Genomic DNA, 21,021 nt, shown 5'->3' with positions numbered 1-21,021 from the left:
TTGTGAGTTCGATTTATGAAAAATCAATTATTAACTACCATTTGCTCCATCCCAAGCTGCGGAAACGGTACCAATTAGACGGGTCTCATACCTTTAGCGGGACGGGAACGATGTCAGAAATCAGCGGAGGCTCTTTTCTGGTTAGAATACTGTTAAAGCTGGGCGTTTTGTTCAGATGTTTCTTTTCAGAAAGAGGCAAAGACATCCCATTTACGATACAAAATAGATCTTGCCTTATGAACTCGGAACATATCGGGATAGAATGGAACCGTACATTTTTCTTTAAAGGCAAAAAACGTTTCTTTGACGCGATTATGATATACGACGAGAAAGAAAATAGAATCCTTGATTTCTTTGGTAAACCTCATCTGCTGCTGTCTGTTTTGTCGTTCGAGGCATCTCATGACGGCTCTCTTACGATCACATCAGGAAAGCAATGGCTACTGATATGCGGAAAACGAATCCCGCTGCCAAAATGGCTGACCGGTACATCCGTAGTTTGCGAAACATTTGATGAAAGAAAGAATTGTTTCACCATTGAAGTGCATGTGCGAAATACAATTCTCGGCACTCTTTTCTTTTATAAAGGAACGTTTCAGGAGGAAGAGAGGGAATCATGAAACGAAATGGCATTGTCAGTGCGCTTTGTTTTATAGGATTTATTGCAGCAGAAGCACCGGATATTTCAGTGGCAGAGGCACTCGTTTTGTTATCCATTCTTTTTTTCGTGCCGGGAATTTTCCCTTTTGTTTTTCGTCAATCGCAGCTTCGTGCTGCTCAATTCATTGAATACGGGCTAATCCAGTGCTATCCGGCAGCCGCATTCTTTGCAGTGCTGGCTCTTGTGACAGAGATTGGTGGTTTCGCGCTAATCTGGTGGATGTACACAGTTTTTATTGCATTGTATGCGATCCTCCGCCTTTGGGAAACGAAGATACATAGAATCGAAGAGACATCGGTTTTGTTCGGTCTTATTTATTTGGCGGGAGGAGGATTTTGGTTTTTTGCTTATGCTGCCCATTTGCAGATCATGCAATTTGCTCCTCTCATCATTTTGCTGACTGCTGTCCACTTTCACTATTCTGCTTTTCTGATCCCGATCTTCAACGGTTTACTCGGCAGAACCATTAGAAAGCATCGAAAGTTGTACAATTGGATAACATGGGTGATTTTGCTTTCGCCCCTTCTGATCGCACTGGGCATAACCTATTCAAAAACACTTGATGTCATTGCGGTTAGCATTTATATGGCGGCGATTTATCTTCATGGATTTTTGGTGTTCACGGCAGCTTTTCGCACCAAGACGGGGGCATTTCTTATTCGGCTTTCTTCCGCTGTTTTAATGATTACGATTGCTTTCTCGATGATTTATTCATTTGGTGTATTTCGGCAAGAAGTTACATTGACCATTAATCAGATGATTTGGATTCACGGTTTTGTAAACGCGTTTGGTGTTATCTTGCCCGCTCTCATAGGATGGAGAATAGAGGATCCGAAGCCTTTTGATGCAGGCCGTATAAAGACCTTCAGCCATATCTTCGGAAAAAGAAAGATTGGAAAAGACTTTTTAGCTAACATTCAAGCTGAGAGTAACGTCCAGTACAGCGGACTTGTGGACGATATGGGCAGCCTTCGTTCAAAGGATTTTTCACCTGAAAAACTGGCACCGCTCATTCTTTCGTTTTATGAACAAACCATCGAATACAATATCAAAGCAAAAGTAACATGGAACACGTGGTTTCGTCCGCTTGCAATTGTTTACGAATGGTTCAGCAGAAGAACCGGCCAAATACATCTTTCGACGAACCCTGACTGGTATAGAATGTTCAGCGAAATAAAAGGTGTTCATTCAAAAAAAGACGGAAGAGAAAAAGTACGTGCCTGGATTAGAACAAATGAAAAAAAGGAAACCATTTTTACTGCGCTATATTCAATGTACCGTTCAAATGGAGAGGGGTATATGAATATTTCTTTGCCGCTTCCATTCAGCAGCATGACAGGTATTTTAAAACCATATCATCATCAGGAGAAGCTGATTTTAACGAGCAGGCGGAGAAAAAGCAGAGCGGGGGATGAGGGAATTTATCTGCAAACAAGAGCGGGAACTTATCCGCTTCCTTTATCTGAAACCTTTCTGATAGAAGCTGCACATGACAACAAATTAACCGCTGTTCATCACATGTGGCTCTTTGGAATAAAATTTCTAACTGTTCATTACAGCATGACACATATTAACCGGCCTATTGAAAGAACCTAACATAACGAAGAAGCTTCGTCTGCCAGTTGCTGCATTTCAAAATTCTGCGCCGCATCTAGACAGGAAAGGAAGAATTTATGATGTTTTATATCAGTTTATTTCTGATTCTTTGGCTGGCTGCGGGGTTTGCAGTGGGAATGAAACAAGTGTATGTCGATCAACTGTTTGATAAAGCTGTGATCGAAAGGCTGGAAAAAGAAGCGAATGATCATGGACACGCTGACCGGATGATCAAACAGCGTGTCCTTTATATCGCAGCAGTGACATTAAGCGGATTTATTTCTGTTTATCATGAACTTAAAACAATTCCGCAAAGGCGAAACATAAGAAAAATTGAAAAAAACATCATGAAATTAAATCAAGCAAAAAAACGAAGAATGAAGAGAAAATAAAAAATGCACAGGCCAAATGGCAGGTGCGTTTTTGTTTTGTATGGAAATGTGGGGAAGTGGTGCCAGATTCCTTTTCATAAATTCAAAAATGAGAAGAACAGCGCCCGGGCTAATGGTATATAATATTGTGAATTTAACAAAAACTTAACAAGGAGGACGAGAGAATTCGTGCTAAAGCCTCAAAGAAACCGACATCCTGTTGATTTGGACTTAGAGGCGGAGTAGATGAAACCGGCCAAAGTATCCCTGCTCCGCCGTTTGCTCCATTCCTTGAAGCATGTTGATTGTAACATAGCCAAACGTTTTCCATCAACTATTAAAATTGTAAAATTATTGTTAATTTTTATGGTGTTTACTCCGATTTCTTCAATTTATGCTGAAGATGTATATCAGAATTTTGAGGAATTAAAAAACAATGAAGACCCTTCTGATTACGACATTGTTACGAAAGAAACCGAAAGCCCTGTACTTGTTTTAGCCATTCACGGAGGAGGTATTGAAGGCGGAACAAGTGAGGTAGCGAGAGAGCTCAGCAAAGAGTACTCGCTGTATTTATTTGAAGGCTTAAAATCGTCGGGAAACTCAGTCCTGCACATTACGAGCACACATTTTGATGAACCTCAGGCCCTGAGAATGACGGAAAATCATGAATATGTCATTTCATTGCACGGATACGCAGAAGAAGATCAGCAGATCGAAGTTGGCGGTACAGATCGCGTAAGAGCGGCAGATTTAGTTGAGAAGCTGCAACATGCCGGTTTTCCTGCTGTATTGCTCAATACAGACCATCCGCATGCGGGCGTTAGTCCAAATAATATTGCAAATAAGTCAAAAACAGGTTTAAGTATCCAGATAGAAATGAGCACAGGCTTTAGAAAGTCTTTGTTCGGCATCTTTTCTTTAAAAAGCAGAGCTGTTACTCAAAATGAGAGGTTTTATGATTTTACAGAAGAGATGTCCCGTTTTCTCAAAAATAGCTACTGAAAAATAGGAGGCAATTTGACAGCCTCCTATTCCTTATGCTTCTCATTCGTTTCGGGAAACAGCTCGTCCGCGGTTTCCGTTTGATACTGCAACGTGTTATCTCTGGCTGACAGTTCATTTCGGAAATTTTCATCAAGCACATTTTTCAGTAAATACCGATGAAAAAAGTATTCAAATACAGTAAGACAGGCAGCGGACAGAAGAGCAGCTCCAAATGGTGAAAAATCGTTTCTTGTTTGGGTTAAAACAAAGACCCAAAGAATCACGAAAGAAAGGCCAAAGTCAGCAAGTGAAGCTGTAATATTGTTTGTTCTCGGTAAGACGAGCATGTCGCCAGATAGATAGGAAACAAAACCCAAGAAAAGTGCAATAAACATCACGCTCAAAAAGGATGCGTGATAGACTCTGTCCAAAATCACATATAAAAGGGCGAGAGTGAAAGCAATCTTTGAAGCAAGCGCAATGATATGTTTCATTTGACCACCTAAATTGTTATTTTTTGAAGAAAATTCTTGGGAGAAACAAGTGATAAACACGGCAATTCGATCTCAGTCATAATGGTCATGACGATTACAGTGATTATTTTAAACAATCCGTTTTTGTTTACACTGGTATTTTTTTCAGCTGTATGAAACTTTCTTATGAAAAAGGTGATATATGTAGATGATCAGCTTTCAAGGGGGAATGGTTTATGAAGATAAAAGGAATCAATCACTTGCTATTTTCAGTTTCGCATTTGGATACATCGATTGATTTTTATCAAAAAGTGTTTGGCGCAAAGCTTCTGGTAAAGGGAAAGACAACTGCATATTTTGATATGAACGGCATCTGGCTTGCACTTAATGAAGAATCAGATGTCCCCAGAAATGAAATTAAGCTTTCTTATACTCATATTGCTTTTACGATTGAGGATCATGAATTCGAGGAAGTATCAGCGAAATTAAAAAGACTTCATGTCAATATTCTGCCTGGCAGAGAACGAGATGAACGCGATCGAAAATCAATTTATTTTACCGATCCTGACGGCCACAAATTTGAATTTCATACCGGAACCCTTCAAGACAGGCTTCGATATTACAAACAAGAAAAAACACATATGTCCTTTTATGACGATACGGCCTTTTGATATCACACACCATATATGGTTAAAAGCATATTTACTTGTTGTATATAGCTCACGACGATTTAGAGAAGTGAGCGGTTTTTAACAGAAAAATGAACTAAATAAACTATGTGCTAAATTTTCAATATATTCAATCGCCTCACCCCTTAATAAATATGAAACCATATCCTTTCACGACCCAAAGAATGAAACATTTTTAAGAAGGTAGCGTCTAATATTATAAACATGCATGTGTTGATTAAAAGTTTCCTGAAGGAAAGAAAATTTCTTGACTACAACAATCTTTTAGTGGATAATTATGGTGTAAACATGAAGTTCTTTTTCCTCCTATTCAGGCTCGCACCCAAAAGTCAGGGCGAGCCTGCTTTTTTTGAACAACAAACCCCCTCTCCTTAAAGGAAGAGGGGGTTATTTCATGCGTCTGATAGATCAATAGATTAATGGACCGTTCTGAACACGCCAATTACTTTCCCTAGAATGCTGACATTCTGCAAAATGATGGGTTCCATCGTTGGGTTCTCAGGCTGCAAGCGAATGTGAGTATCCTCTTTATAGAAACGTTTTACCGTAGCTTCATCATCTTCTGTCATCGCAACTACAATTTCCCCATTGTTCGCTGTGTTTTGCTGTTTAACGATGACATAGTCCTTATCGAGAATACCAGCGTCTATCATGCTGTCTCCCATAATCTCCAGCATAAATACGTGTTCGTCTGGAGGAACCATGCGGTCAGGAAGCGGAAAATATTCTTCAATATTTTCAACTGCTGTAATGGGAGATCCCGCTGTGACTTTCCCAATGACAGGTACATTAACAACCTGGCTTTGCGGAATGTCTACTTCTTCATCAAGAATTTCTATTGCTCTTGGTTTTGTCGGATCCCGTCTGATCAGCCCTTTTGTTTCCAATCGGGCCAAATGGCCGTGGACAGTAGAGCTGGACGCAAGCCCGACAGCCTCGCCGATCTCTCTCACGGAAGGCGGATATCCTTTTGATTTAACCTCTGCTTTAATAAAACGGAGGATATCAAGTTGCCTTTTTGATAGCTTCGTCATTTTTCGCACCTCAAAACGTCGATTTTAAGAAGATTATAGCATGATTTTCCTTACAGTACAAACATAGGTTCGAAAAAAACAATTGACAGAAACGTTTGTTCGTATATACTGAAATTATAAAAATGCGAACAAACATTCCTGTCGGAGGTATGATCATGAGTAAAGAATCTATTATTTTTGTCGGTCTGTTCACAGTGATTTTGAGCGCGGTTATCCTGATGCTGTCATATACAAGCAGCGGCCAAGAGCTTAATCAGTATGTTAAAATAGAAGTCCAGCAAGGGGACACACTCTGGTCAATTGCTGATCAGGTAGCTGATACAAAAAAGATAAATAAAAATGATTTTATCGAATGGGTGGCTGATAAAAATCATCTTCAGACGTCTGATATCCAGCCGGGTGATGAATTAGTGATCCCATTGAAAAAGAAGCATCAAGATGCATATGAATTGGCAACTGTAAGATAGAGAGGACAGATAGAAAAAAATGAAAGCACTCATTTACGCCCGCGTAAGCACAAATAAAGAACAACAGGAAACGTCATTAAAGCGGCAGGAGGAAGAGCTTGCGGCCATTGCAGCTGAGAACGGCATGGAAGTTGTCAAAGTGATTTCTGAAAAAGCCAGCGGATATGAAATGGATCGGGATGGTGTATTTGAGCTGCTTGATGAGATTAAGAACGCTGGAATCGATGTCATTTTGGTTCAGGATGAGACAAGGCTCGGAAGGGGAAACGCAAAAATCGCACTGCTTCATTGCATTTACAGAGAAGGTGTGAAAGTCTATACAACTGCACACAGAGGTGAATTGGAGTTATCGGAGGCTGACTCAATGGTGCTGGAAATCGTCAGCATTGTGGAAGAGTATCAACGTAAAATTCACAACATGAAAATCAAACGGGGAATGAAGCGTGCAGTAAAAAACGGTTTTAAACCGCAAAAAAACTTAAAAAACCAACACGAGAACAGCGGAAAAGATAGAATAGAGGTGCCAATCTCTGAGATCGTCCGCCTGAGAGCGAATAAACTGACGTTTGCTGAAATCGCGGCTACCTTAAGAGGGTTTGGTTATGATGTCTCTAAAGCAACCGTTCACCGGCGTTTTCAGGAATACATAGAGAATGAAGAGACAGCGGAGTGAATCAGTTGTAAAACTTTTTTTGATCTAGTACTATATAGACAAAATGCAATAAATAAAGGAGTTTAACATGATTTCAAACGCGAAAATTGCCAGAATTAATGAGCTTGCTGCTAAAGCAAAAGCTGGCGTTATTACAGAAGAAGAAAAAGCCGAACAGCAAAAGCTCCGTCAAGAGTACTTGAAAGGTTTTCGTTCTTCTATGAAGAACACCTTGAAAAGCGTCAAAATCATTGATCCAGAAGGCAATGATGTAACACCAGAAAAGCTAAAAAGAGAACAAAGAAATAACAAACTTCACTAATATAAGAGGAATACGGCAATATCGTATTCCTCTTTTGCATATACTATAATCAAAACTCTTATGTGACAAAATTCAACAAGTTTCTCTCAAATTTAAGCTGAAACAGTTGAGAAAAAGTCGTCAGACATTTATGATGTAAGGGTACAACACATAAGGAAGGGGATTTTTATGGATACAATTGAAAAGAAATCAGTTGCTACCATTCGCACACTGTCAATAGACGCTATTGAAAAAGCAAATTCTGGTCACCCAGGGATGCCGATGGGGGCTGCTCCGATGGCATACACGCTGTGGACAAAATTTATGAACGTAAGTCCGACAAACCCTGGCTGGTTTAACCGTGACCGTTTTGTTTTATCTGCTGGACATGGGTCAGCACTTTTATACAGCATGCTTCATTTAAGCGGGTTTGATCTTAGTATTGAAGATCTTAAGGGATTCCGCCAGTGGGGCAGCAAAACACCTGGACATCCGGAATTCGGACATACTGCCGGTGTGGATGCAACAACAGGTCCGCTTGGCCAAGGAATTGCCATGGCAGTCGGTATGGCAATCGCTGAACGCCATTTAGCGGAAACTTACAACCGTGATTCATTTAACGTAGTCGATCATTATACATACAGTATTTGTGGTGATGGTGATTTAATGGAGGGGATTTCTTCTGAAGCCGCTTCACTCGCAGGACATCTTCAGCTTGGCCGTCTGATCGTACTATACGATTCTAATGACATCTCTCTTGATGGAGATCTGAACCGTTCATTCTCTGAAAACGTAAAACAGCGTTTTGAAGCAATGAATTGGGAAGTTCTTTATGTTGAGGATGGAAACAATATTGAAGAATTAACAGCGGCTATCGAAAAAGCACGCCAAAATGATAAGAAACCTACATTAATTGAAGTGAAAACGACAATCGGATTCGGATCGCCTAACCGCGCAGGTACATCCGGTGTTCACGGCGCGCCGCTTGGTAAAGAGGAAAGCAAATTAACAAAAGAAGCTTACGCGTGGACATATGAAGAAGATTTCTACGTTCCGTCAGAAGTATATGAGCATTTCGCTGCAGCTGTAAAAGAATCAGGCGAGAAAAAAGAACAGGAATGGAATGCTCAATTCGCTAAATATAAAGAAATTTATCCTGAACTTGCTGAACAGCTTGAACTGGCAATCAAAGGAGAGCTTCCGAAGGACTGGGATCAAGAGGTTCCTGTTTATGAAAAAGGAAGCAGCCTAGCATCCCGTGCATCTTCCGGTGAAGTTCTCAACGGACTCGCGAAAAAAATTCCTTTCTTTGTCGGAGGTTCTGCCGACCTAGCGGGATCGAACAAAACGACAATTAAAAATGCCGGTGATTTTACAGCGGTTGATTACTCAGGCAAAAACTTCTGGTTTGGTGTACGTGAATTTGCGATGGGTGCAGCATTAAACGGTATGGCGCTTCATGGCGGACTGCGTGTATTCGGCGGAACTTTCTTTGTCTTCTCTGATTACCTGCGTCCTTCTATTCGCCTTGCAGCGTTAATGGGCCTTCCTGTCACATATGTCTTCACACATGACAGTATTGCTGTAGGTGAAGACGGCCCGACGCACGAGCCTGTTGAACAGCTTGCTTCACTCCGTGCAATGCCTAATCTTTCTTTGATCCGTCCTGCAGACGGCAATGAGACAGCAGCAGCGTGGAAGCTTGCAGTACAAAGCACTGATCAGCCAACAGCGCTAGTGCTAACACGCCAAAACCTTCCTACCATCGATCAAACGCCTGAAGAAGCATTGTCAGGAGTAGAAAAAGGTGCATATGTTGTTTCTAAATCTAAAAACGAAACACCTGACGCTCTTCTCATCGCTTCAGGATCTGAGGTAGGTCTTGCGATTGAAGCGCAAGCAGAATTGGCAAAAGAAAATATCGATGTTTCTGTTGTCAGCATGCCTTCAATGGACCGTTTTGAGAAACAATCTGATGAATACAAAAACGAAGTCCTTCCTGCAGCTGTGAAAAAACGCCTAGCAATTGAAATGGGCTCATCATTTGGATGGGGCAAATACACGGGGCTTGAAGGAGACGTACTTGGCATAGACCGATTCGGTGCGTCTGCCCCTGGTGAAACCATCATTAACGAATACGGCTTCTCAGTACCGAACGTAGTGAATCGAGTAAAGGCATTAATTAATAAGTAAGTCTTTGAAAGAGGATGAGTCAAATCATCCTCTTTTTCTTGTTTATCCGACAAAAATAGTATTGGCTGTTTAACAGTAATAGACAATTCTTTCTTTTCTTCTTTTGTATAATAGAGAGCAAATGAAATGCTGCTGGAAAAGGGGATGAAAAGATGGAACGTCACTACTATACGTACCTGATAAAAGAGGAGTTTGCCAATCACTATTTCGGGCGGGAATCGGTTATGTTTGAGCTGTTTCAAGACTATCATTGGACAAGCCTTGAAAAGCAGCAATATGAAATGACAGAGAAACAGATTCAATATATTACACAACCAATCCCAATTTTACATATGCATCAGCGATTAAAAATGAATTTAAACAAAACGGATTACAGGCAGCTGGATTATATTTATAGAATAGCTTTGCCAAAAGCAAAAGGCCATGCGACATTTATGATGAAGGAGCACATGATAGAAATAGTGGCTTCGGGAGATTATGAGGCAGAAACGATATTCTTTGAAGTGTTAAGAAAAGTAAGCCCTTGCTTTTTAGCGATGGATTTCAATTCGAAGCGTTACGGATGGCTAAATCCGGTGAAAGAAAGAAATTTTGTCTAAAACCGAAGAAAAAGAGATGTAAATGTTGTATAATAGCTTTTGGTTTAGTACACTTTAAACTAGACAACATGAAGGAGGAAATAAAATGACTTTATGGGTTGGCATCCTAGTGGGCGTTGTTGCATTGCTCATAGGTGTTGCACTCGGGTTTTTTATTGCTCGTAAATATATGATGAGCTACCTGAAAAAGAATCCGCCTATTAATGAACAAATGTTACGCATGATGATGATGCAAATGGGAATGAAACCTTCTCAAAAGAAAATCAATCAAATGATGAAAGCCATGAATAATCAAACGAAATAATACGTAAAGATTATGATATAGAGAAACATGGTTATAAAATAAAAAACCCTTATACGGGTTTTTTATTTTGCGATCATTCATCACCCGCTACTGCTCGAAGGCGCTGCTTTTGATATTGTATGAGAAGATGGTCAAGCTCCTGACTGAGCTCTATCGTAATATGAGATGTCATTCCGTTCGCCATGACAATTTGCAGCAGCTCTGCTCTTTTTTTTTCAATTTCATTTAATAGATGCTCTCTAATCACAGGGATGTATCCTTTCATACATTAAATCTTCAAGTTGAATGTTTATATTATATCCATATTTATACTAATTTTCAAATGAGAAGGAGTACAATATCTCAATGTCAAATTAAATTATATAAGTTTTTTCTGAAAATAGAAATCCTTCAGGTGAAAGTGTTAAAAAAATGAAATGATTTTGTCATAACTTGAAGGAATGTCAAATCATGAAGGGATGATGACATGGGAGACGTAAATTATTTTTTGACATTCGGAGCGGGGTTTTTATCTTTTATTTCGCCTTGCTGCCTGCCGCTTTACCCAGCTTTCTTGTCATATATTACAGGGGTCAGCATGGATGATGTAAAAACAGAAAAGCTGCTGCTGCAGAAAAGAAGCCTGTTTCATACTTTGTGTTTTTTGCTCGGCTTTTCAGTCATTTTTATTGCTTTAGGCTATGGAACATCTTTAATTGGCAGCCTGTTTAGGGATTACCATGATGCGATTCGGCAAATTGGCGCGTTGCTTATTATTTTGTTCGGTTTCTTTACACTCGGCGTGTTCCGGCCAGAGGCTATGATGAAAGAGCGGAGAATCCATTTTAAGCATAAACCGAGCGGGTTTTTCGGTTCAGTCTTAATCGGAATGGCATTTGCGGCGGGATGGACACCGTGTACCGGTCCAATATTAGGTGCTGTTATCTCACTTGCAGGCACCAATCCAGGCTCAGCAGTGCCATACATGATGTTATATGTACTCGGTTTTGCTGTACCGTTTCTTTTATTGTCTTTCTTTATCACAAAGCTGAAATGGATAAGAAGGAACCAGCTTTTGATCATGAAAGCAGGCGGCGTTTTAATGATTGTGATTGGTGTGCTGTTATTCTTTGATTGGATGAGCCTGATCATTATTTTGCTGTCTGACCTTTTTGGGGGATTTACTGGTTTTTAATGGAGAATTACTTTCGCACTACTACTAAACCTGTTGTTTTTGGTACAATAAGACTATTATTTGTGGAAATCGTTTTTTGGAGGGGCATATGACAAGAGTTTTAGTTGTAGACGACGCCAAGTTCATGAGAGTGAAAATCAGAGAGATCTTGGAAGAGGCAAATTACATAATCGCAGGCGAAGCGGCGGACGGCGAGCAAGCAGCGGATCTGTATAAAAAACTGCGCCCGGACATTGTGACAATGGATATTACAATGCCAGTGAAAAACGGCATAAAAGCGCTTCGTGATATCCTAACCTTTGATCCTAAAGCGAAGGTCATCATGTGCACTGCCATGCGCCAGCAAAGAATTGTAACGGAAGCAATTGAGCTGGGGGCAAAGGATTTTATTGTGAAGCCGTTCGAGGAAACAAAAGTGCTGGAAGCTGTCAGCCGCGTTATGGGATATTAAAGTCATTTCTTTTCAAAATGGTTTTTTTTATTGTTTTGGAGTATAGTATATAGTATCAACACTCCGAGAAACAAAGGAATGATAAGTATGATGATTATAATTTCATCGATTATTGCTGTGTTCATGGCTGTAGCTGTCATGGTTGTCAGAATAAAGTCCTCTGACAAGCCTGTTTCACCAAAAAAAATCATTCTCCCGCCGATTTTTATGAGTACGGGAGCGTTAATGTTTTTATTTCCGGTATTTTGGGTAACTGGTGCAGAGTTTTTGGAAGCATTCACTTTAGGTGTGATTTTCTCTATTTTTCTAATCAAAACCTCTAAGTTCGAAGTTAAAAATAATGAGATTTACATGAAACGCTCTAAAGCATTTGTTTTTATATTAGTCGGTCTTTTGGTGATCAGAATCGTGATGAAATCGATTTTGAGCACATCAATTGATTATGGTGCATTGAGCGGAATGTTTTGGATTCTGGCTTTCGGTATGATTGTGCCTTGGAGAATCGCCATGTATTTATCATATCGAAAACTTCATAACGAGCTGCAGTCAGCTAATATTCAAATGAATTAAAAAACCCTTCCTCTTGCCAGGAAAGGTTTTTTATTTGAGAAGGGTTTGATAAGGCTCCAGATCGATTTTTTTGTCCCGCAGATGCCTTTTTAAGAAGGTATGGTCTCTTTTAGGAGTTGCGAGAATATAACCTTTGATCATAAGTTGCTGATCAATCTTTGCTACCTTTTCTTTTAATGCAAGCTCACCGATTTTGCCTGCGATTTTGGCTTTTGCTGCATCTCTGAACAGTTCTGGCACCGGCGCTGTCAATTCATCTAGAAACTGTTTGTTTTCGTCGTTCCATAAATGTCTGCTGTTTTCAATATAGTAATCCTGCCAATCAAGTTCTGACCTGCCGTCTTCTTTTGGTAAACGCTTTAAAAACTTTCGAAACATGAAAAAACCGCCGATTGATAATAAGACAATCATCATGATTACCCAAAATAGAATAAACCACAAAAACCATCCTTCCAGCATCAATCATCCCCCCCTTATTCTAACCATATTGTATACGAAGAGAGATTAGAAGAACACAGTAAAAAAAGAATAGAAAAAAGTGATAGATGTCTAGTCAAAAGAGAGAGTAGATCATATTCTATTGTATAGTGAATCTGCTATTTGGCCATGGGAGAGTCACTAGAGGGTATTTGACGATAAACGGACGGAAAAAAAGTCACTTTCATTATAGGGGATGAAAGTGACTTTTTATGTTTAACTGAGAGGGAATTGAAGAGAAAAAGAAGAGCCATCTTCTGTTTCTTTATTGACGGCGACTGTGAGTATTTGATTTTCGCATTCGGCTTGAATGGTTTTGTCATTAAAATAAAAAGGAAGCATCATTTGTTTTTCAAAAGTCTGTCCAGATGATTTGACTGTTAAAATGAACTCGCAGCCAGACAGGGTAACCATTACTTGTGTCGGCTGTAAAAAAGTCAGGTCCGCTTCTATAATATACTGCTGACTTGTTTCATATAAATCAATAGGCAATGTTTCGTCGTACCAGGCGAAGGGGTCTTCAAAAAATTGCCGAAGCCATTCATCCATACTATCGAAATCATTTGCATCATTACGTTTTGAATGGGTCATGGAAGCATTCCTCCACATATCAACCTTGCCTTACAGTATATGCGGTGGATAATAAATGGGTGAACGCATAAAAAAACAGACACTAAGGTCTGCTTTTCTTACATATCATGGCTTGAGTTGTGCTTTTGTCTAGTGTGGTTTCGATTCTTCACTTTTTTGCTTCCGCTTAAAGGCTCAGGCTGTCCTGGATTGTGTCCTTTTGGCGCATTTTTATGCATATCTTTACTTGTATTTTTATTGGTCATAAAATGAGGACCTCCTTAAAAGAGTTCAATGTTATTGATTGGTTTTTCTCTTTTTATTATTTTGGCGTTCAGCTTCAGTCAGTACAAGCTGATCGTTTTCGATATAGCCGGCGCCTTTGCCTTGGCTTTTGGCGTCATTCATTCCGTTAATAACGTGATTCGCTTTTCTTTTAACCATCATTATCACCTCAATCATAATATGGCTCCTTTTAGTGTGTTCTATGAGAGAGCATAAACAGTAAAAATTACCGGTGTATATTCTCATAAGTCGAACTTATTGTATTTAATAAAAACATTGATATTTACTTATGTATGATTTTGTTTTAATATGAAATTGTGAGAAAATTGTGATGGAATGTAATGTTCATCTGAGAATGATCTGATCTGAAGGGGGATTTTGGAGAATGGCAAACGAGCAAAAAACTGCAGCAAAAGACGTTTTCCAAGCGAGAAAAACGTTTACTACAAATGGGAAAACATATCATTACTACTCTTTAAAAGCGTTAGAAGATTCAGGTATCGGGAAGGTTTCGAAGCTTCCTTATTCCATCAAAGTTCTTTTAGAATCAGTTTTGCGTCAAGTTGACGGATTCGTCATCAAAAAAGAACATGTGGAAAATTTGGCAAAATGGGGAACTGCCGAATTAAAGGAAATCGATGTTCCGTTCAAACCGTCTCGTGTTATTTTACAAGACTTCACAGGGGTTCCGGCAGTAGTAGACCTTGCTTCACTGCGTAAAGCGATGGCAGCTGTCGGCGGAGATCCTGATAAAATCAACCCTGAAATTCCTGTTGATCTCGTTATCGACCACTCTGTACAGGTTGATAAAGCGGGTACGGAAGACGCGTTAGCAGTAAATATGGATTTAGAATTCGAAAGAAATGCAGAACGCTACAAATTTTTAAGCTGGGCAAAGAAAGCGTTTAACAATTATCAAGCAGTGCCGCCTGCAACAGGTATTGTGCATCAGGTCAACCTTGAGTTCCTGGCAAGTGTTGTCCATGCCATTGAAGAAGACGGTGAGCTTGTAACGTATCCAGATACGCTTGTGGGGACAGACTCACATACAACAATGATTAACGGTATCGGTGTTCTTGGCTGGGGTGTCGGCGGAATTGAAGCTGAAGCGGGAATGCTTGGACAGCCTTCTTACTTCCCAGTTCCAGAGGTAATCGGCGCGAAACTTGTCGGCAAGCTTCCAAACGGAACAACAGCTACTGACTTGGCGTTAAAAGTAACACAAGTGCTCCGTGAAAAAGGCGTTGTCGGCAAATTTGTTGAATTCTTCGGACCGGGAATTGCTGAACTGCCGCTTGCAGATCGCGCAACAATTGCCAACATGGCTCCGGAATATGGTGCTACATGCGGATTCTTCCCAGTAGATGAAGAAGCGCTCAACTACATGCGCCTGACAGGCCGTGATCCTGAACATATTGATGTTGTCGAAGCGTACTGCAGAAGCAATGGCTTGTTCTACACTCCTGATGCGGAAGACCCTCAATTTACTGATGTGGTTGAAATCGACCTCTCACAAATTGAAGCAAACCTATCAGGTCCAAAGCGTCCTCAGGATTTAATTCCGCTTTCTGCTATGCAGGAAACGTTTAAAAAGCACTTAATCAGCCCTGCGGGTAACCAAGGGTTCGGTTTAAACGCTGAAGAAGAGAATAAAGAAATTAAGTTTAAACTTCTCAATGGCGAAGAAACAGTTATGAAAACGGGTGCGATCGCTATTGCCGCGATTACAAGCTGCACGAATACATCTAACCCATATGTTCTAATCGGCGCCGGACTAGTAGCGAAAAAAGCGGTTGAGCTAGGGCTTAAGGTGCCTAATTACGTGAAAACGTCACTTGCACCGGGTTCTAAAGTCGTTACAGGATATCTTGTGAATTCAGGCCTTCTTCCATACATGAAAGAGCTTGGCTTTAACCTCGTTGGGTACGGCTGTACAACATGTATCGGAAACTCAGGTCCGCTTTCACCAGAAATCGAAGAAGCGGTTGCGAAAAATGATCTTCTGATTACGTCTGTCCTTTCCGGAAACCGTAACTTTGAAGGACGTATTCACCCGCTTGTTAAAGGAAACTACCTTGCTTCTCCGCCGCTTGTTGTGGCATATGCGCTGGCTGGAACGGTAAACATTAACCTGAAAACCGACCCTATCGGTGTGGGTAAAGATGGTCAAAACGTATACTTTAACGATATTTGGCCGTCAACAGACGAAATCAATTCACTTGTTAAGCAAACTGTTACGCCTGAGCTCTTCCGCAAAGAGTATGAAACGGTATTTGATGACAACGAGCGCTGGAACGAGATTGAAACAACAGATGAAGCATTATATAAATGGGATAGCGAGTCAACTTACATTCAAAATCCGCCATTCTTCGAAGAAATGTCTGTTGAACCAGGCAAGGTTGAACCATTAAAAGGTTTGCGTGTTGTCGGTAAATTCGGCGATTCAGTCACAACTGACCATATTTCTCCTGCTGGTGCAATCGGTAAAGATACGCCTGCCGGAAAGTATTTGCAAGAAAAAGGGGTTTCTCCTCGTGACTTTAACTCCTACGGTTCCCGCCGAGGAAACCATGAAGTCATGATGAGAGGGACATTTGCAAACATTCGCATCAAAAACCAAATCGCACCGGGTACAGAAGGCGGATTTACGACGTACTGGCCAACTGGTGAAGTAACATCCATCTATGATGCGTGCATGAAATACAAAGAAGATAAAACCGGTCTTGTTGTATTAGCAGGAAAAGACTACGGTATGGGATCTTCACGTGACTGGGCTGCCAAAGGAACAAACCTCCTCGGCATTAGAACGGTAATTGCAGAGAGCTTTGAAAGAATTCACAGAAGCAACCTTGTATTCATGGGTGTGCTGCCGCTTCAGTTTAAACAAGGTGAAAATGCGGATACACTTGGCTTAACGGGTAAAGAAGTCATCGAGGTAGATGTTGATGAAACAGTTCGCCCTCGTGACCTTGTGACGGTAAGAGCAATCAATGAAGACGGCAATGTAACAACTTTTGAAGCAGTCGTCCGCTTTGACAGTGAAGTTGAAATTGATTACTACCGCCATGGCGGCATCCTTCAAATGGTGCTTCGTGAAAAAATGAAGCAGTCCTGATGAATCAATAGGAAGAGAAGGCATTTCGCTTTCTCTTCTTTTTATGACAAAATGTGCTACGGAGGTGGCATATGCTGAAAAAATGGCTTGCAGGGATCCTGCTTATTATGCTTGCCGGTTATATGGGTTGGAACCTGTATCAAACATACAGCAAAAAAGAAGTCGGAATTGAAGAGGGGCAACAAGCACCTGATTTTTCTTTGAAAACGCTGTCGGGAGAGAATAGCTCCTTAAAGGATTCACAAGGCAAAAAAGTATTGCTCAATTTTTGGGCAACTTGGTGTAAGCCGTGCCGTCAGGAAATGCCGGCCATGGAAGAACTGCAAAAAGAGTATGCCGACAAACTTGCGGTTGTTGCGGTAAATTTCACTTCAGCTGAGAAAAGTGAAAAACAAGTCCGAGCGTTTGCTGATACGTATGATTTAACGTTCCCTATTCTGATTGATAAAAAAGGGATCAATGCTGACTATAACGTGATGTCATATCCAACGACATATATCTTGGATGAAAAAGGTGTTATTCAAGACATACACATTGGCACCATGACAAAAAAAGAAATGGAACAAAAACTGGATCTTGATTAGATTCAGTTTTTTTATGTTCAAATATGCTTACAAGTTTTCAGAATTGGAAAAAATAAAAGAATATGCGGAGGTGAGAAGCGTGAAGAAGATGAGAAAACGTTCTTTTCATGAGCTCGTCATGGAAAACAAAAAAGAGCTGATGACTAATACAGAGTATTTAAATCAGCTTGAGGAAAAGCTTGAACAGCGATTTAAGCAAAAATAACCTTTAATTTGTATTCATGTTTATCCCTCCTTTTGAGAAACCTATCTGTTGAGGAGGGATAAGCATGGGAAGCAACAAGAAAAACGGTCAGCCTCAATATGCTCCAAGCCACTTGGGTACAAAGCCTGTGAAATATAAAGCCAATAAAGGGGAAAAAATGCATGATACTTCAGGACAGCAGCCGATCATCATGCAGACAAAGGGCGAGTAGCTAAAAATCGAGTTTATTTCTAGGAGGTACATCCGATGACAAAGAACCAAAATCAATATCAGCAGTCTAATCCTGATGATCGTTCTGATAATGTAGAAAAATTGCAGGATATGGTTCAAAATACAATTGAAAATATAGAAGAAGCAGAAGCAACAATGGAGTTTGCTTCAGGAGAAGATAAACAGCGTATCAAAGAAAAAAATGCAAGACGCGAACAGAGCATTGAAGCATTTCGCAATGAAATACAGGACGAATCCGCAGCGAGACAAAATGGATACCGCTCTTAAAAAACCAGGGAAACCTGGTTTTTTTCTTTCTGATTTGGTTATGGTAAAATGGGGCTAAATTGACGTTAAGGGAGCAGAGTAATCTTGCATGTATCAAAAAAAGAAATAGAAGTGCGTTATGCAGAAACAGATCAAATGGGGATTGTCTATCACGCAAATTATCTTGTGTGGATGGAGGTCGGCAGAACAGCTTTAATCAAGGACTTAGGCTTTTTATATAGTGATATGGAGAAAAAAGGTGTTCTGTCTCCAGTCGTTGATATCAACATTTCCTATAAAAAGCCGCTTCATTACGGAGAAACCGCGGTTGTCCATACATGGATAGAGGAATATAACGGCTTTAAAACCGTTTATGGTTATCAAATTTATAATCCGGCCGGTGAGCTTTCCATCAAAGCCACCTCATCTCATATATGTGTGGATAAAGAAAGCTTTAAGCCTATTCAGTTTCGCAAAGCTTTTCCTGATTGGCACGCAGCATATGAAAAGGCCAAAAAATAGGGAAGTGAACGGGATATGGCGTTTGGTGTGAAACGGGAGGAACTGAACCGGTGGAAACAAGCAGTGAAAAAAGGAGAAATCGCATTTTTAACACATTACTGGCTTGATGACCGGTTTCCGGAAGCAAAGACTGTGACAAAAGCCGGCTGTGCAGATATTGATAAGCTGATTCGGTGGGGAGCAGCCTACGGGTTAAAGAAAGAATGGATACATAAGAAAAGTGAATTTCCTCACTTTGATCTGCTGGGGGAGACCCAAAAATATATTTTGGAACAAGAAAACCTAACCGATCATCTTATACGATTTCATTTGTAAAAAAGAACGCACATCATGTGCGTTCTTTTTTATTGGTATTCAAAAACCGGTTCATTAGCGTCTTCTGAATAGCTGACGAGAAGATCGTGATTATCAAAGTACCATAAATCACTTTCTTCAATAAAGAAGGTAATGCCGTCTGCTTCTGCAGTGACTCCAGCCTCTTGTGGGGCATCTTTCGCTACACCGAGAGAAAAACCTTTTTGAACGTTGCTGCAGCCTCCATAGCGGACGAAAAAGCGAACCTGGTCTCCGCTTTCCAAATCGAGCTCTTCTTTATACCAGTTCAATGCGTCTTCGTTAATTGTCATATTCATAACAGCACACCCCTTTGTTCTTCATTTGAATTTTCTCTATTATAAACGTATTAGGCTATTCTGTGTCAAAAGAGAAGGTTTTTAAGCTTATAGCCATTTTACTTTAGGTTCTGTTTTATTGATGATTCGTTTAATGTTTGCCCGGTGTCTGTATATCACAAAAATAGTGAGCAGGGTAACGACAATCAATAAATACGTATCATGGACAAAGAAACTATATATAACAGTATAGATCCCTGTTAACATTGATGATAGAGAAACAAATTTAGTCAAGTATAAAAAGATGAAGAATACCGCAACCATCGTGATAAATAACAGAGGTGCGTAAAATAGCAAAACGCCACCTGATGTTGCCACGGCTTTACCGCCTTTAAATTTAGCGAAGACGGGGAACACATGGCCTATAACCGCAAAGACTCCTGCAAGAAGCGGATGAATATCTACGTGCATGAGAAAAGGCAATGCAGTTGCCAGTGTCCCTTTCAAAATATCTCCGGCTATGACGACCGAACCTGCTTTTACGCCCAGTGTACGGAATGCATTGGTAGCGCCTAAGTTGCCGCTTCCGTGCTCCCGAATATCAATTCCCTTGGCAAGCTTGCCCACAATTAAGCCAGATGGAATGCTGCCTATCAAGTAGGCCAAAATAATCAATAAAGCAATTAACATCTACATTTCTCCTTTTTCAAATTCCCTTCTTTCTATTTTAACATGAGATGTCATGATCTGATGATAAGTTTTTTTGTAAAGTTTGCTTACAAATCTAATCAAACCTGCATCATATTTTGATTTCTCCTGTTTTGATCGTGTAAAATAAGTGGAAAAGGAGTGACTCATGATGCAAAACCCTTCTAAAGCGGAAATTAAAGAGATTCTTCAAAGAAGCAAACGTATAGCAGTAGTGGGGCTTTCAGACCGTCCGGATAGAACGTCACATATGGTTTCAAAAGCAATGCAGGACGCGGGTTATGAAATTATCCCAGTGAACCCGACAATTGATGAGGCACTAGGTGTCAAAGCCGTTTCATCTTTAAAAGAGATTGACGGTCCGATTGACATCGTCAATGTATTCCGGCGCTCAGAACAGCTTCCTGGAGTGGCGGAAGAGTTTTTAGAGACAGATGCCCCGGTATTTTGGGCGCAGCAAGGGCTGGTAAACGAGGAAGCATACCAGATGCTAAAAGAAAAAGGCAGAACGGTTATCATGGATCTGTGCATAAAAGTGGCACACGCTGTAACAAAATAGGTGCAGAACTGCAAAAATCCTTGTGAATTCAAGGATTTTTGCTTTTTAATTTTAAGATATTGTTTGCGTATTACGGTGAAACAGATACAATAAAGCTTGAACAGCTTTTTTTGAATACCTTGTCCAGCTGGGTTTCGGCCGTTCGATTTGCGAAGGTCTGCTGCTTTATATATAATAAACAAACATACGTTCTCATAGTGCGAAAACAGCACTAGCCGATGTTTTGAGAACTGATTCGTTAGCTCTATGTTGCGATTGCAAACATATTGGTTATAATGAGGAGTCCAAGGCAGTACCGGCTTGAGGCGAGGTTTATAAAAAATATCTTATATACAAATGATGTGTAACACTGAAAAAGAGAAAGACAATGTTAGTTTTTGAAAGGG

31 protein-coding genes are annotated in these 21,021 nt (G+C 40.3%); 22 read left to right on the top strand and 9 right to left on the bottom strand.

Going from position 1 to position 21,021, the window contains the following annotated elements; translation table 11 throughout:
- Positions 1-2: 2 nt before the first annotated feature.
- The 4 genes from NZD81_RS06100 (at position 3) to pghL (ending at position 3,633) form a co-directional block, all read left to right on the top strand.
- Positions 3-620: a DUF4166 domain-containing protein gene (locus tag NZD81_RS06100; protein WP_040083048.1), complete on the top strand. Its 618-nt coding sequence runs from the start codon at positions 3-5 to the stop codon at positions 618-620.
- Positions 617-2,257: a YndJ family protein gene (locus NZD81_RS06095; protein ID WP_282372196.1), complete on the top strand. Its 1,641-nt coding sequence runs from the start codon at positions 617-619 to the stop codon at positions 2,255-2,257. The genes NZD81_RS06100 and NZD81_RS06095 overlap by 4 nt, the downstream gene beginning before the upstream one ends.
- A 77-nt stretch (positions 2,258-2,334) precedes the next feature.
- A complete protein-coding gene (locus NZD81_RS06090) occupies positions 2,335-2,649 on the top strand; it encodes a hypothetical protein (RefSeq protein WP_040083045.1) in 315 nt (104 codons plus the stop codon).
- Between the two features lie 225 nt (positions 2,650-2,874).
- Positions 2,875-3,633 (top strand): gamma-polyglutamate hydrolase PghL, encoded by a 759-nt coding sequence (gene pghL / locus NZD81_RS06085; protein ID WP_014664119.1) that lies wholly within the window; start codon positions 2,875-2,877, stop codon positions 3,631-3,633.
- A gap of 26 nt (positions 3,634-3,659) precedes the next feature.
- Here pghL and NZD81_RS06080 read toward each other — a convergent pair whose 3' ends face one another.
- Entirely contained in the window at positions 3,660-4,109 is a 450-nt protein-coding gene (locus NZD81_RS06080; protein ID WP_014664120.1) for a YndM family protein, read from the bottom strand.
- Positions 4,110-4,324: 215 nt separating this feature from the next.
- Here NZD81_RS06080 and fosM point away from each other — a divergent pair, with 215 nt between their 5' ends.
- Positions 4,325-4,759 carry a FosM family fosfomycin resistance protein gene (gene fosM / locus NZD81_RS06075; RefSeq protein WP_136654421.1) on the top strand — a complete coding sequence of 145 codons (435 nt, stop codon included), beginning with the start codon at positions 4,325-4,327 and terminating at the stop codon, positions 4,757-4,759.
- Positions 4,760-5,193: 434 nt separating this feature from the next.
- Here fosM and lexA read toward each other — a convergent pair whose 3' ends face one another.
- Positions 5,194-5,811 (bottom strand): transcriptional repressor LexA, encoded by a 618-nt coding sequence (gene lexA / locus NZD81_RS06070; RefSeq protein WP_003238209.1) that lies wholly within the window; start codon positions 5,809-5,811, stop codon positions 5,194-5,196.
- 149 nt (positions 5,812-5,960) lie between these two features.
- Here lexA and yneA point away from each other — a divergent pair, with 149 nt between their 5' ends.
- The 6 genes from yneA (at position 5,961) to NZD81_RS06040 (ending at position 10,327) form a co-directional block, all read left to right on the top strand.
- On the top strand, positions 5,961-6,278 hold the full coding sequence (yneA, locus tag NZD81_RS06065) for a cell division suppressor protein YneA (RefSeq protein ID WP_080478226.1): 318 nt from the start codon (positions 5,961-5,963) through the stop codon (positions 6,276-6,278).
- A gap of 19 nt (positions 6,279-6,297) precedes the next feature.
- On the top strand, positions 6,298-6,951 hold the full coding sequence (locus NZD81_RS06060) for a YneB family resolvase-like protein (RefSeq protein WP_040083041.1): 654 nt from the start codon (positions 6,298-6,300) through the stop codon (positions 6,949-6,951).
- Between the two features lie 67 nt (positions 6,952-7,018).
- A complete protein-coding gene (locus NZD81_RS06055; protein WP_003231595.1) occupies positions 7,019-7,252 on the top strand; it encodes a DUF896 domain-containing protein in 234 nt (77 codons plus the stop codon).
- A 168-nt stretch (positions 7,253-7,420) separates the two neighbouring features.
- Complete coding sequence (tkt, locus tag NZD81_RS06050; RefSeq protein ID WP_282372203.1) at positions 7,421-9,424, top strand: transketolase; 2,004 nt, start codon at positions 7,421-7,423, stop codon at positions 9,422-9,424.
- Between the two features lie 152 nt (positions 9,425-9,576).
- Entirely contained in the window at positions 9,577-10,023 is a 447-nt protein-coding gene (gene sirA, locus NZD81_RS06045) for a sporulation inhibitor of replication protein SirA (protein WP_003231591.1), read from the top strand.
- A gap of 85 nt (positions 10,024-10,108) precedes the next feature.
- The gene (locus NZD81_RS06040) at positions 10,109-10,327 is read left to right on the top strand and encodes a YneF family protein (RefSeq protein WP_003221221.1); all 219 of its coding nucleotides are present in this window, start codon (positions 10,109-10,111) and stop codon (positions 10,325-10,327) included.
- 73 nt (positions 10,328-10,400) lie between these two features.
- Here the strand turns inward: NZD81_RS06040 and ynzD are convergent, their stop codons facing one another.
- Entirely contained in the window at positions 10,401-10,574 is a 174-nt protein-coding gene (gene ynzD, locus NZD81_RS06035; protein ID WP_024121579.1) for an aspartyl-phosphate phosphatase YnzD, read from the bottom strand.
- A 219-nt stretch (positions 10,575-10,793) separates the two neighbouring features.
- On the opposite strand from ynzD, the gene ccdA reads away from it, so the two are divergent.
- The 3 genes from ccdA (at position 10,794) to NZD81_RS06020 (ending at position 12,522) form a co-directional block, all read left to right on the top strand.
- A complete protein-coding gene (ccdA, locus tag NZD81_RS06030) occupies positions 10,794-11,501 on the top strand; it encodes a cytochrome c-type biogenesis protein CcdA (protein ID WP_069839390.1) in 708 nt (235 codons plus the stop codon).
- An 88-nt stretch (positions 11,502-11,589) separates the two neighbouring features.
- A complete protein-coding gene (locus tag NZD81_RS06025) occupies positions 11,590-11,952 on the top strand; it encodes a response regulator (protein WP_014113939.1) in 363 nt (120 codons plus the stop codon).
- 78 nt (positions 11,953-12,030) lie between these two features.
- Positions 12,031-12,522, top strand: a complete 492-nt coding sequence (locus tag NZD81_RS06020) for a CcdC family protein (RefSeq protein WP_080478227.1) — start codon at positions 12,031-12,033, stop codon at positions 12,520-12,522.
- A gap of 30 nt (positions 12,523-12,552) precedes the next feature.
- On the opposite strand, the gene yneK is transcribed toward NZD81_RS06020, so the two are convergent.
- The 4 genes from yneK to sspO all read right to left on the bottom strand — a co-directional run bounded on the left by yneK (position 12,553) and on the right by sspO (position 14,013).
- Complete coding sequence (yneK, locus tag NZD81_RS06015) at positions 12,553-12,981, bottom strand: DynA interaction protein YneK (protein WP_147771948.1); 429 nt, start codon at positions 12,979-12,981, stop codon at positions 12,553-12,555.
- Positions 12,982-13,215: 234 nt separating this feature from the next.
- Positions 13,216-13,608: an outer spore coat protein CotM gene (gene cotM, locus NZD81_RS06010; protein ID WP_014664130.1), complete on the bottom strand. Its 393-nt coding sequence runs from the start codon at positions 13,606-13,608 to the stop codon at positions 13,216-13,218.
- 80 nt (positions 13,609-13,688) lie between these two features.
- Positions 13,689-13,835, bottom strand: a complete 147-nt coding sequence (locus NZD81_RS06005) for a small acid-soluble spore protein P (RefSeq protein ID WP_003221237.1) — start codon at positions 13,833-13,835, stop codon at positions 13,689-13,691.
- A 31-nt stretch (positions 13,836-13,866) separates the two neighbouring features.
- Entirely contained in the window at positions 13,867-14,013 is a 147-nt protein-coding gene (sspO, locus tag NZD81_RS06000) for an acid-soluble spore protein SspO (RefSeq protein ID WP_003244839.1), read from the bottom strand.
- Positions 14,014-14,239: 226 nt separating this feature from the next.
- Here sspO and acnA point away from each other — a divergent pair, with 226 nt between their 5' ends.
- The 7 genes from acnA (at position 14,240) to NZD81_RS05965 (ending at position 19,072) form a co-directional block, all read left to right on the top strand.
- Positions 14,240-16,969 (top strand): aconitate hydratase AcnA, encoded by a 2,730-nt coding sequence (gene acnA / locus NZD81_RS05995; RefSeq protein ID WP_282372209.1) that lies wholly within the window; start codon positions 14,240-14,242, stop codon positions 16,967-16,969.
- A gap of 71 nt (positions 16,970-17,040) precedes the next feature.
- Positions 17,041-17,553 carry a redoxin domain-containing protein gene (locus NZD81_RS05990; RefSeq protein ID WP_095432852.1) on the top strand — a complete coding sequence of 171 codons (513 nt, stop codon included), beginning with the start codon at positions 17,041-17,043 and terminating at the stop codon, positions 17,551-17,553.
- A 79-nt stretch (positions 17,554-17,632) separates the two neighbouring features.
- Positions 17,633-17,758: an FbpB family small basic protein gene (locus NZD81_RS05985; RefSeq protein ID WP_003244964.1), complete on the top strand. Its 126-nt coding sequence runs from the start codon at positions 17,633-17,635 to the stop codon at positions 17,756-17,758.
- A 64-nt stretch (positions 17,759-17,822) separates the two neighbouring features.
- Complete coding sequence (gene sspN / locus NZD81_RS05980) at positions 17,823-17,969, top strand: acid-soluble spore protein SspN (protein WP_282372210.1); 147 nt, start codon at positions 17,823-17,825, stop codon at positions 17,967-17,969.
- Between the two features lie 35 nt (positions 17,970-18,004).
- Positions 18,005-18,256 (top strand): small acid-soluble spore protein Tlp, encoded by a 252-nt coding sequence (gene tlp, locus NZD81_RS05975; RefSeq protein WP_282372211.1) that lies wholly within the window; start codon positions 18,005-18,007, stop codon positions 18,254-18,256.
- A gap of 84 nt (positions 18,257-18,340) precedes the next feature.
- Positions 18,341-18,757 carry a YbgC/FadM family acyl-CoA thioesterase gene (locus NZD81_RS05970; RefSeq protein ID WP_282372212.1) on the top strand — a complete coding sequence of 139 codons (417 nt, stop codon included), beginning with the start codon at positions 18,341-18,343 and terminating at the stop codon, positions 18,755-18,757.
- A gap of 15 nt (positions 18,758-18,772) precedes the next feature.
- Positions 18,773-19,072: a hypothetical protein gene (locus NZD81_RS05965; RefSeq protein WP_014664137.1), complete on the top strand. Its 300-nt coding sequence runs from the start codon at positions 18,773-18,775 to the stop codon at positions 19,070-19,072.
- A 29-nt stretch (positions 19,073-19,101) separates the two neighbouring features.
- Here the strand turns inward: NZD81_RS05965 and NZD81_RS05960 are convergent, their stop codons facing one another.
- Together NZD81_RS05960 and plsY are read right to left on the bottom strand one after the other, a co-directional pair.
- Positions 19,102-19,389 (bottom strand): HesB/YadR/YfhF family protein, encoded by a 288-nt coding sequence (locus tag NZD81_RS05960; protein WP_014664138.1) that lies wholly within the window; start codon positions 19,387-19,389, stop codon positions 19,102-19,104.
- Positions 19,390-19,476: 87 nt separating this feature from the next.
- The gene (plsY, locus tag NZD81_RS05955; protein ID WP_014664139.1) at positions 19,477-20,058 is read right to left on the bottom strand and encodes a glycerol-3-phosphate 1-O-acyltransferase PlsY; all 582 of its coding nucleotides are present in this window, start codon (positions 20,056-20,058) and stop codon (positions 19,477-19,479) included.
- Between the two features lie 169 nt (positions 20,059-20,227).
- On the opposite strand from plsY, the gene NZD81_RS05950 reads away from it, so the two are divergent.
- The gene (locus NZD81_RS05950) at positions 20,228-20,635 is read left to right on the top strand and encodes a CoA-binding protein (RefSeq protein WP_003245606.1); all 408 of its coding nucleotides are present in this window, start codon (positions 20,228-20,230) and stop codon (positions 20,633-20,635) included.
- Positions 20,636-21,021 lie beyond the last annotated feature (386 nt).

Origin of the sequence: Bacillus sp. B.PNR1, assembly GCF_030386235.1 — a bacterium.
Lineage (GTDB): Bacteria > Bacillota > Bacilli > Bacillales > Bacillaceae > Bacillus > Bacillus stercoris.
The sequence above is the reverse complement of the archived record's forward strand: the minus strand, read 5'-3'. Positions and strand labels throughout refer to the sequence as shown.